Below are 5,674 nucleotides of genomic sequence, written 5' to 3'. Positions count from 1 at the left end.
ATCCCCTTTTTGCCATTTTCATATCGCACCAATTTTAAAATTTTAGATGACAACGACTGCAAAAAAATCATCAAAGACATTTTAAAAGAAATGAATATCGACCCCAAAAGAATAAAAATTAGCGAATTAAGAAAAAACATTTCTGCTATCAAAAGAAAACACGAACCACAAAACAAAGACACTTTGCAACACGCAACCCAAAAAGAACACATTTTTCAACGTGAAAACAGATACGAATTCGAAATACCAATCAAAGCTAAATATCAAATTTTTTTGCAAAACAATAATTTAGTTGATTTTGATGACCTTATTTTATATACGCACCAACTGCTCCAAGAAAATGCCTATGTAAGGGCTTTTTATCAACAAAAATTCCAATATTTATTAGTTGATGAATTCCAAGATACTGATTTTTTCCAATACCAAATTTTGACTCTTTTAGCCCAAAACCATCAAAATATTTTTGTAGTAGGAGATCCTGACCAAAACATTTATTCTTTTCGAGGAGCCAGATTTGAAAACAACCAATTGTTCTTAAATAAATTTAGTCCTCAAGTAGCTTTTTTGGAACAAAATTACCGTTCTTCTAAAAACATCCTAGACAAAGCCAACCTTTTGATTAAACTGAGGTGTTCCAAAACTTTGGACAACTTTTTACTTTTTAAAAATTCTTTAAGACTAACTATTACAAAAGATTCTAACATTTCTTGTTTGACTTGTAGAATTTACTGATGCTTCCTGTTTCAAGGACAAAATTTTGATAGCTACTTCAGGAGTGTAGCCTTTTTTGCGGATGCCTGATAAAGTTGGCATTCTAGGGTCATCCCCAACCTGTTACTAAGTTTTTTTCTACCAAATTGACAAGATGTCTTTGCTCATCAAAGTTTGGGTAAGATTAAGTCTTCCAAATTCAATTTGGCGTGGAGTATGTTTGGCTTTTTGTTTCTTGATTATCCAATCATATAAAGGTCTGTGGTCTTCGAATTCCAAAGAACACAAAGAATGTGATGTTTTCAAAGGAATCTTCTTCCAATGGATGAGCGTAATCATAGGTAGGAAAATATGCCAATGTTTTTAGCTTTAGTAAAGCAGAAAGAATAATGGCAGCAAATATCTCAAATTGTAGTTAGTTTACAACATTCTTTGGCACGCAACCACCAGCGTTATTAATACTGTTTAGAGAATCTTCACAGACTAAAGGGTTCTGTTCAGCGTTTGTCATCATCAGCATTTTTCCTGCTTGATTAAAAAAAGTGCCATTTGATACATTTTGAGGGGAAATACCCGAGGCAAAGCGATTTTGTAAGGAGTAAACCGTTACTTGATGTCATTGAGATTTGGCACAACATATAAATCCTGCCTTTTCTTGAAAGGTTGGCATCACATAACGTAAAGCGGTTCTTGCCTCAAATGTGCCAATTGCAATTAATACGATGGTTTGGCGTTTAAATAAAACAATACGATGGAAACTTTAATGATTCGGCTGCATGCTTGAATGATGGTTTCCTGATGAAATCTCCGTTTCGCATTTTGCGTCCTTTCATCTGGCCTATCGTGGCCTAAGTAAGGTCATTGCAAAATTATTGGAATCTTGTTTATCTCCATTACACTTCATGTATTTATTTATGATTAGGTCATAATTTAGATTTGAAAATAGACTTAAATATCGCCTGGTCAAAAATCCTTTCATATAGATCAAACATTTATTATATATAATTAGCATTTTGAAATAGCTTGAAAACACTACCCAAACAGCCGGGAAGCCAAGAGCAATAGGGTGAGGTTCCGTACTTGGATGTCTTCATTTTTGTGTTCTTTATGATTAATCTCAATAGTTGTCTTTTCTCTCAGAACAAAACAATTTCATCTTCAAAATCATTTTTGTATGAATGTATCACACAGAAAAAATTATTTAAAGATTTTTTAAAAAATAAAATATTTATATTCACATCGATTGAATGAAATGACACATTAGCAAAATAAGCCAACACTTAGCCGTTATAGCATTTGAATTAAGAAGAATTTAGGTCTAATCAAAGCCAAATAATAATAAGATTTAGATGTGATTTTAGTTAATATATTATTCAACATTAAAGGTAACACAGTATTCTTATTAGAGGTCTGCTGGGGGAGAGGCGTTTGTGGTTATGCATTGAAAGAAACATAACCCCCGGGTCTATTAAGCCGTCATAATCATCAGTTCTGGTTAAATCAGCAACACGAATCGTTTGCTCAAAAACAAATTCTAAATAAACAAGAATTCGAAATCATTAGACAGCTTTGGGATTCCAAAACCGTAATTAATACTCAAATTGAGTATTCCAATATGTAAATAAGAATTTATTAAGGCAAGTAGAAATTATCAAAACCAAAGCAAATTAATAAGTAGTTGTATTTTTTTGATAATTCATATTATTTATTTCCTTTTATATTTTTTTTAACTAGTTTAACTGCTTTATTTAGATTAATTTCTACTTCATCTTAAGATAAACCTCAATATTTCTTTAAACATTACATTTTTCATTAATATTCATTTAGTGTATTATTTATTATGTTTTTATGTTAACCCAAAACTATCTTAATACTGAATTCTTGTTTATTTAAATTAGATTTGATTTTTGAATAAACAATTCGTGATTAACTTGATTTAACCAAATTTGATGAGGGTTAGATTGTTGGTTTTAATAGATTGGGGTTGTGTTTCTTCAAAAGGAATATTATTTACTTGTTTTTCTTTCCTAAACGCCTCTCTGGAAGTTGGAAGTGGTTTGTAGACTTAACAAGTTCTGTGTGATTTTACCTTTAATTATAGTAGCATAGCCAATAAAATCACATCCTAAATCTTGGTAATTATTTAAAGCTTTGATTAGACCTAAAATTCCTTCTTGGTATAAATCTTCTCTTTGAAGTGCTTTAGGGAAATATTTAAATTGTTTAACTATTTTTTTACTAATGGTAAATGCATTTCGATTAATTTCCGATCGCGAATTGCTAAATTATTTCTTTATTTTTTAAAAATCTTTAAAATAATTTTTGTCTTAACATTTTATTCCTTCCAAAAATATTTTAGAAAAGATAAGAAATTATTTTTTTATTCCTGAAAAGAAAAAAGACTAACTATTAAGTTAGTCTTAAAGAATTTTTAAAAAAGTAAAAAGTTGTCCAAAAAGTTTTGGAACACTCACCCTAACCCACTTTCACCAACTTCCAACTGTTAAAATGAAAAAATATTTTCAAAAATATTTTCAAAATGCTAGTATAATATAATAGAGTGTTTTGATTAAAATATATGAAGGATATGATATTGACAGCGATATTTAGAAGTCTATTTTTTCAAAATCCTAAATTATATTTCTAATCATAAATAAAATACATAAATTAACTAATAAAAATTGGAGACCAAAACTAAGATTCCCAAACAAATTTTTTTGCAAACAAAACCACCCAAAAAGCCCAAACCCCAAATAAACCAAATAAAAAGAAAAAGGACTTATAAAATGCAAAAACAATCAAATTTCATCAAAACCATCATTCAAAAAGACCTCCAAAGCGGAAAATGCAGCCAAATCATTACACGTTTCCCGCCCGAACCCAATGGTTTTTTACATTTAGGACACGCCAGAGCCATCATTATTAATTTTGAATTGGCACATTTTTTTGAAGGCAAAACCCTTTTACGTTATGATGACACCAACCCTTCCAAAGAAAAACAAATTTATGTTAATGCCATCCTCAATGACATCAAATGGCTGGGATACACTCCTTACAAAATCACTTTTGCCTCAGATTATTTCCCTCAAATGTATCAAATGGCACTTTTTTTAATCAAACAAGGAAAAGCCTATGTTGATGACCAAACCGCTGAACAAATTGCCCAAAGTCGCGGTAATTTAACCCAAAAAGGTACCAATTCTCCTTATCGCAATCGTAGTATTGAAGAAAATATCTTGCTATTTGAACAAATGAAAAAAGGAAAATTTGTAGAAGGTAGCAAAGTTTTGCGTGCCAAAATTGATATGCAAAGCCCTAACCTTAATTTGAGAGACCCTATTTTGTACCGTATTCTTTCTGCTTTTACTTTAAAACAAAAACATTGGCATATTTTCCCTACCTATGATTACGCTCATCCATTGGAAGATTCCTTTGAAAACATCACACATTCTTTGTGTTCTTTGGAATTCGAAGACCACAGACCTTTATATGATTGGATAATCAAAGAAACAAAAGCCAAACATACTCCACGCCAAATTGAATTTGGAAGACTTAATCTTACCCAAACTTTGATGAGCAAAAGACATCTTAATAATTTGGTAGAAAAAAACTTAGTAACAGGTTGGGATGACCCTAGAATGCCAACTTTATCAGGCATCCGCAAAAAAGGCTACACTCCTGAAGCTATCAAAAATTTTGTCCTTGAAACAGGCTTATCCAAAGTAAATTCACAAGTCAAACAAGAAATGTTAGAATCTTTTGTAAGAGATGACCTTAAAGGAAAATCCTTGCCTCGCATGGCAGTTATAAACCCCCTCAAAATTACTATTACTAACTTTCCTGAAAACCAAATAGAAACTCTCAAAGCTCCTTGGACTAATAATTTTCATACTTGTAAATGTTGCAACACATCTCAAACCCAAGGAAAAACCCCAGAACAAAATCAAGAACAAACAAAAGGAAAAGAACAAACAAAAGGAAAAGAACAAACAAAAGGAAAAGAACAAACCCAAGAAAGAGAAATTTATTTTTCCCGCCATCTCTACATTGAAAAAGACGATTTTGCACTCCAAAAACCAGATAAAAATTATAAAAGATTAACTTTGGGCGAAGAAGTAAGATTATTTCATGCTTATTTTGTTAAAGCTTACGATGTTGTCAAAAACAACAAAGGAGAAATAACAGAAATTCTTGCAACATACGACCCCCAAACCAAAAGCGGCAGCGGCTTTAAAGATAGAAAACCAAACGGAACTATTCATTTTGTAGAAGCAAAGACTGCTTGCAAAGCCACTTTTAATTTTTTTGCTCCACTACTTTGCACAAATGGCAATTTCAACGATAAATCCTGGCATATTAAAAAAGGTTTTGTAGAATCAAGTTTACAAAAAAGCTGTTGTTGCAAAAACCATTTGCAATTTCTAAGACAAGGTTATTTTGCAGCAGACAAAATCACAAAAGACACAAATGGAAAAACGCAAGAACTTAATTTCAATGAAGTAGTAAGCTTAAAATCAAATCCTCAAAAATAAATTTGTTCTACTAAAAAAATAAAAACTAATAAATCCCATCAAATCACCCAACCAAAAAACACTCCCAGAAAAAACAACACAAAACAAAAAGGATAAACAACGAAATAAAAGATATAAAAATGTTTTACAATAAAACCAATTTTTTAGAAAAATTAAATAAACCCCAACTTGCAGCAGTCACAAGCAATGCTAAATCTTTTTATCTAGCAGCAGGAGCAGGCACTGGTAAAACCACCACTTTAACTGCTAAAATTGCTTATTTAATCGAACAAAAAAACTTACCAAGCAACCAAATTTTAACCCTTACTTTCACCAACAAAGCTGCCAAACAAATGCAAGAAAAACTTGCCAAAATGATTGGTCAAGAAAAAACCAAAGGCATTACTATTTGCACTTTTCACTCTTTGGGAAACCAAATTTTGAAAAAATTT

General features: G+C 31.1%; 4 protein-coding genes and 1 pseudogene. 3 read left to right on the top strand and 2 right to left on the bottom strand.

Features of this window, described 5'->3' with window-relative positions:
- Positions 1 to 732: UvrD-helicase domain-containing protein (locus KE631_RS02450; protein WP_249291149.1), on the top strand; the 732-nt coding region annotated here is incomplete at its 5' end.
- A 117-nt stretch (positions 733 to 849) separates the two neighbouring features.
- Here KE631_RS02450 and KE631_RS02610 read toward each other — a convergent pair.
- Together KE631_RS02610 and KE631_RS02700 are read right to left on the bottom strand one after the other, a co-directional pair.
- Positions 850 to 1,017 carry a glutamate--tRNA ligase family protein gene (locus KE631_RS02610; protein WP_249291147.1) on the bottom strand — a complete coding sequence of 56 codons (168 nt, stop codon included), beginning with the start codon at positions 1,015 to 1,017 and terminating at the stop codon, positions 850 to 852.
- A 1,563-nt stretch (positions 1,018 to 2,580) separates the two neighbouring features.
- Positions 2,581 to 3,045, bottom strand: a pseudogene (locus KE631_RS02700) (sigma-70 family RNA polymerase sigma factor); the annotation flags it as partial.
- A 452-nt stretch (positions 3,046 to 3,497) separates the two neighbouring features.
- Between KE631_RS02700 and glnS the strand changes: the two are divergent.
- Complete coding sequence (gene glnS / locus KE631_RS02435; RefSeq protein ID WP_212509258.1) at positions 3,498 to 5,243, top strand: glutamine--tRNA ligase; 1,746 nt, start codon at positions 3,498 to 3,500, stop codon at positions 5,241 to 5,243.
- Positions 5,244 to 5,362: 119 nt separating this feature from the next.
- The coding region (locus KE631_RS02430; protein WP_212509257.1) for a UvrD-helicase domain-containing protein at positions 5,363 to 5,674 on the top strand (312 nt) is incomplete at its 3' end.

The sequence above is a fragment of the 'Santalum album' aster yellows phytoplasma genome, assembly GCF_018283495.1.
In the GTDB taxonomy this organism is placed as follows: domain Bacteria; phylum Bacillota_I; class Bacilli_A; order Acholeplasmatales; family Acholeplasmataceae; genus Phytoplasma; species Phytoplasma asteris.
This window is presented reverse-complemented; position numbering and strand designations above follow the sequence as displayed.